This is a genomic window from Fulvivirga aurantia (genome assembly GCF_009711475.1).
Taxonomy (GTDB): Bacteria; Bacteroidota; Bacteroidia; order Cytophagales; family Cyclobacteriaceae; genus Fulvivirga; species Fulvivirga aurantia.
Genome location: NZ_SMMD01000627.1, coordinates 1 through 4,814, shown reverse-complemented (window position 1 = coordinate 4,814; position 4,814 = coordinate 1). Strand labels below are relative to the sequence as shown.

The window sequence follows — 4,814 nt, the reverse complement described above, 5'->3', positions numbered from 1 at the left end:
GAATAACCTCCCAATCGGAGTCATAGGTCTTTTATTTGCTGTGATCTTTTCTGCTGCCATGTCTTCTACTTCATCAGAGCTCAATGCACTTGGCTCTACTTCGGTAATAGACTTTTACAAAAGAAAGATCAAAAAGGGGGCTTCGGACCAACACTATCTAAAATCTTCTAAACTGTTTACTCTGGCATGGGGTATTTTAGCCATTATATTCGCTTCCTATTTATCGTTGTTCGAGAACCTAATTCAGGCTGTAAATTTAATAGGCTCATTATTTTACCCTATTGTATTAGGTATTTTTGTAGTTGCATTTTTCTTTAAGTATATAAAAGCCAATGCAGTCTTTATAGCTGCAATTATTAGCCAGGCAATAATCATCCTCATTCACTATTTAAATGTGATAGACAGTGCCGGAGTGTTTACCATGGGGTTTTTATGGTATAATGCTTTTGGATGTCTCCTGGTTGTGATCATAGGCCTACTAATTCAGGCAGTATCCAAAGTAAAAAGCAGTTGATCTGGTTTAATTACCCATTGAAATGACCTCTTTCTTTCTAGCCTCTTGATTTTTCGTTAAATTCGTCTTTGGACAAGTTTTACCGGTGGCAATGAAATTAAATAAGGAGTCTTTTCAGTTCAGTTTCTTACTAATATATGCAATAGCAGCGCTAATTAGTGTCATACTTATAGTTTCTGCACTCATATATATAAATGCTGTTGTAGAGATCAATGATGATTACACTAAGAAGAGAGAGCCTCTCATATACAATGCTCAGATGTCAAATGTTGATATCAACAGACACGCTAATTACTTTCAGGCATATCTAAAATTTGGTAATGAAGAAGATAAAAAAGAGGCTGAGCATAAGTTGTTTCAAAAACTGCCCGATCGCCTTGCTGCGATCATAAAATATTCTAAATTACTCGAGGATGAGCAGTTTTATATTATGGCTCAAGATATGGAATCGCAGTTTAAAAAGATTCAATCTACCTACTCCCAGTTTTCTACTACTAGTGATAAAGATGCATTGTTGAGGGATAAATACCTGCCAATGCTGAATAAATATGGTTTAACGGCAAAGGCCATCAATGATTATAACTTCGACAATTATGGTGATAAGCTGGTAAATGTATTCGAAAACCTTAATAATTATAAATACTTCGCATTAGCGGTATTGGTTGTGATGTTTTTTGGTTTGTATTTGGTTATTAATCGCACAAGTAGAAAAATCAAAAAAGGCATAAATAAGTTAAAGGCAGATATCGGTGTTATTGCTGAAGGAAACTTGCCAGAGAAAATTGAAGAGTCAAACAATGAGTTAAGCTTGATAGAGCAAGCCTTAATTAAACTGGTGGATAATCTAAAAACAGTAAAGTTATTCGCTATTGAAGTTGGAAAAGGAAATTTTGATACTGATTTGTCAGTATTCAACAATGAAGGCGAGCTTGGAGAATCATTGGCAGAGATGCGAAGCAGCCTAAAACAAGTTGCCGATCAGGGTAAGATTAGAGATTGGACGAATACCGGCCTTACCAGGTTCAATACGATCATTCAGGAAAATGCCAATGACCTTGATGAGTTAACCCGAAACCTTATTACAGATCTTGTTAAATACACTGGTTCAATTCAAGGTAATTTATTCTTACTCAATGAAGAAAATGCTGAGAATATTAAGCTGGACTTGATGGCCTGGTATGCCTATGACAGAACCAAGTTTATGGAAAAGACTATAGAACCAGGTCAGGGGTTAGTTGGTCAAGCATACTTGGAACAACAAGAAGTATATCTAAAAGAAATACCACAGGATTACGTAAACATAACCTCAGGATTAGGGCGGGCAAACCCTACATATATTTACGTTCAACCCATGATAGCTAATGAAAAGGTTGAAGGCGTAATAGAAGTAGCGTCTTTTGAGGCATACCCGGAACATGTGAGAGAATTTTTATCAGACGTATGTGAAAATATAGCCTCTGCAGTAAGCACTGCTAAAAACAATAAAAACTTAAATAAAATTGTAGCAGAGTCAAACGAACTCACCGAGCAGTTGCAGAGCCAGGAGGAAGAGTTGAGACAAAATACTGAAGAACTACAAGCCACTCAGGAAGACATGTCTAGGAGAATTAGAGATTTGGAAGCCGAGAATGAGCAACTTAAACAACAAGTAGAAAAGGAATAACCATAAAAAAAGGTGTTCGCTTTTGCGAACACCTTTCATTTATCAAATAATTTGTTGTTTAAGAAGTCCAATCACCTGTTGTAGAAACTTCTCCTTGATCATATAGAGTAAATGTACCTGCTGTACCTTCTGCATTCCAGGTATACTCAACTTCAATTACATAACCACCATTATCATCACCGCTAAAGGATTGAAGAGTACCTGATCCGTCTGCGTTAACAACGAGACTTAGCTTAGAGTCAAAAATGAAGTAATCAAAAGTAAAAGATCCATCAGCTGATTCTTTCCATTGATATCTTAATGCGGAAGAACCATCATTATTAGCATTACTAAATATTTCAAGATAGCCCTCCATAAGATCTGATTTACTTTCTGCTCCTTTAACTACACTAATAAATCCATCATCATTGTAATTCATGAAATATTCGAAATAATAAAATAAATCATCTTCACTGATTTGATAAGCAACTGTAATGGAATTGCCTTGACCATCACTTGAAGTCCAGGTGTACACTATTACATTCTCTTTTGTAGCAGAGGTTCTCCCGTTTGTATTAATTGGTTTTGTAGATTTTTCAGCTCCTTCAGGAACTTCAAAATAATAAGAATGATTAGTCAAAGTGTTCACTTGCTCCATAAACGAGTTAATAGCCTTTGCTTCTTCAGAGTTTGACGAAGCAATTGAAGAAGGAATCTCTATTGGTGGATTTTCCTGGTCGAATGCGAGAGCAGCTTGTTCTAGTTGTTGGTCAGGACTAGGTTCATCATCTTTACTACATGCAGTAGCTAAGACAGCAACCAATGCCAATAGAAACAATTTGTTAACAATTTTCATAGTGTTTGTGAAATTTAAATATGTGTAGAATTAATTATGATTTAATAATTTTCTGAGGTTTATACCTTAATCATGTAAAAAGTAAACTCCGGACCTAAATATTTTCTCTTTTAATCCAGTTGGCGGTATCTGAAGCGAGTTGATCAATTAAACTTTCAGATGATATTTTTTTAGGTCTTTTAAAAGAATGGTCTGCATGAGGATACTTACATAAAGTGGCATCACCCAATGATGATGTAAGTGTTTCGATAAGATCTAATTGAGCCAGTTTGTCTTTCTCTCCTTGTAGGAATAACAAAGGCTTTTGCACTTTAAACAAATGTTCACCTCGAGTATTTGATGCCTTACCTGGAGCATGCAGTGGAAAGCCATAAAAAACTACACCATGAATGAAGTGAAGTGAGTCTTCAGCCATCAGAGTTGATGACATTCTTCCTCCATAAGATTTACCAGCCAGGAACATGGGGGTGTGAGGGTATTGCTGATACATTTGTTGTGCTGCTTTCTTTATTCCATGCATAGCCTTTTTAGGTGATCCGGGAAGTTTCTTCCCCATTTCCATGTAAGGAAGATTAAATCTAAGTGTCCCAATATTTTTATTGGCCAAACTTTCTGAAAGCTCTTCCATAAAACTATGTTTCATACCGGCTCCAGCTCCGTGAGAAAGAACGATTAGCGCTTCTAAGGGTGTGGGAATAGTAAGAAGACCACTAAGGGTCCCAGGATCAACGTCAATATCAATCGTGATATCGTGTACAGAGTAAGCCAATTTTATGAAAAATAAGTGTGCAACCTTTTTTAATTATTACGCATCTCTAAATTATAAATCTTCAAACTACAAAACCATGAAAACCTCATTCTTCTTGTTCCTATTTTTGGTTGTCTGTCCTGCGATGGCACAGCAATCGACTCTAATGCCCTTTAGTAAGCTTATCATCAGTCCGAAAATCGAAGTTGTACTTAAAAAAGGTGACAAAGAACAAATCAATTGGCAATCTATCGGGGTCGCGGAAGATAGAGTGCACTTGAATGTTAAGAATAACACTTTGCACGTTTATCTGGAGGAAGCCAAGATCACCACCAGATATCAAAAAGATTCGTTTGGTAAGAAGTACCCTATGTATGGTGACGATGTTTTAGTCAAAGCTGTGATTACTTACGTGGACCTTGAACGAATAGAAATTAGAGGTGAGGAAAAAATCACTGTTTTAGGAGAAATGGAGATCGAAAATAAGTTTGTTTTAAAAGCTTATGGCGCTACCGATATTTTATTTGATGGTGTAAAAAGTGAAAAGTCAAAATTTGTTTTAATTGGTGAGAATAAATTGACATGTAATGGTGGCAGTACTAAAAGGCAAAAAGTCAAACTAATAGGGGAGAATAAAGTGTTTTGTGAGAAAGTAATGTCTCCTAAGTCAAAGGTGAGTAGTATAGGAGAAAGTGATATTCATCTATTTGCAGATCAACAAATGAAAATAAGCGCTATCGGTGAATCTGACTTTACTATTTATGGTGCACCCTTAATTAGAAAAGCATTGATGATAGGTGAAAACCGTGTGATTAGAGAATAAAAAAAGACCATTTGAGCTATGGTCTTTTTCTCATTTTGTCTAATCACATGGCAGGAGCTTCGCAAGGGTTACACGATTTGTGTATTGTGAAAGCAATTGGTTCATTTCCGCTCACTTCAAATGTTGCATTTGGTATTTTCTTCCAGTTTTCACATGTAGACCGACTTGGTGTACGTTCGTTTGGAGTACTATCTATTTTTTCCTTAGTGAAGACCTCATATTTCCCTTTAG

Annotated in this window: 6 protein-coding genes; 3 read left to right on the top strand and 3 right to left on the bottom strand. The window is 36.1% G+C overall.

Features of this window, described 5'->3' with window-relative positions; genetic code table 11:
- On the top strand, positions 1-514 hold a 514-nt coding region (locus tag E1176_RS06010), incomplete at its 5' end, for a sodium:solute symporter family transporter (RefSeq protein ID WP_425482559.1).
- Positions 515-605: 91 nt separating this feature from the next.
- Complete coding sequence (locus tag E1176_RS06005) at positions 606-2,177, top strand: GAF domain-containing protein (RefSeq protein WP_155209657.1); 1,572 nt, start codon at positions 606-608, stop codon at positions 2,175-2,177.
- Between the two features lie 58 nt (positions 2,178-2,235).
- Here E1176_RS06005 and E1176_RS06000 read toward each other — a convergent pair whose 3' ends face one another.
- Positions 2,236-3,012, bottom strand: a complete 777-nt coding sequence (locus E1176_RS06000; RefSeq protein WP_155209656.1) for a hypothetical protein — start codon at positions 3,010-3,012, stop codon at positions 2,236-2,238.
- A 94-nt stretch (positions 3,013-3,106) separates the two neighbouring features.
- The gene (locus E1176_RS05995) at positions 3,107-3,781 is read right to left on the bottom strand and encodes an alpha/beta hydrolase family protein (protein WP_155209655.1); all 675 of its coding nucleotides are present in this window, start codon (positions 3,779-3,781) and stop codon (positions 3,107-3,109) included.
- A gap of 76 nt (positions 3,782-3,857) precedes the next feature.
- Here E1176_RS05995 and E1176_RS05990 point away from each other — a divergent pair, with 76 nt between their 5' ends.
- Positions 3,858-4,583, top strand: coding sequence for a GIN domain-containing protein (locus tag E1176_RS05990; RefSeq protein WP_185152658.1), 726 nt, complete (start codon positions 3,858-3,860; stop codon positions 4,581-4,583).
- A gap of 43 nt (positions 4,584-4,626) precedes the next feature.
- Here E1176_RS05990 and E1176_RS20920 read toward each other — a convergent pair.
- Positions 4,627-4,814: hypothetical protein (locus E1176_RS20920; protein ID WP_222933095.1), on the bottom strand; the 188-nt coding region annotated here is incomplete at its 5' end.

Bases quoted from the DNA above. Each gene is read 5' to 3' on its own strand.
- E1176_RS06005 (WP_155209657.1), top strand. From the start codon at position 606: ATGAAATTAAATAAGGAGTCTTTTCAGTTCAGTTTCTTACTAATATAT.
- E1176_RS06000 (WP_155209656.1), bottom strand. From the start codon at position 3,012: ATGAAAATTGTTAACAAATTGTTTCTATTGGCATTGGTTGCTGTCTTA.
- E1176_RS05990 (WP_185152658.1), top strand. From the start codon at position 3,858: ATGAAAACCTCATTCTTCTTGTTCCTATTTTTGGTTGTCTGTCCTGCG.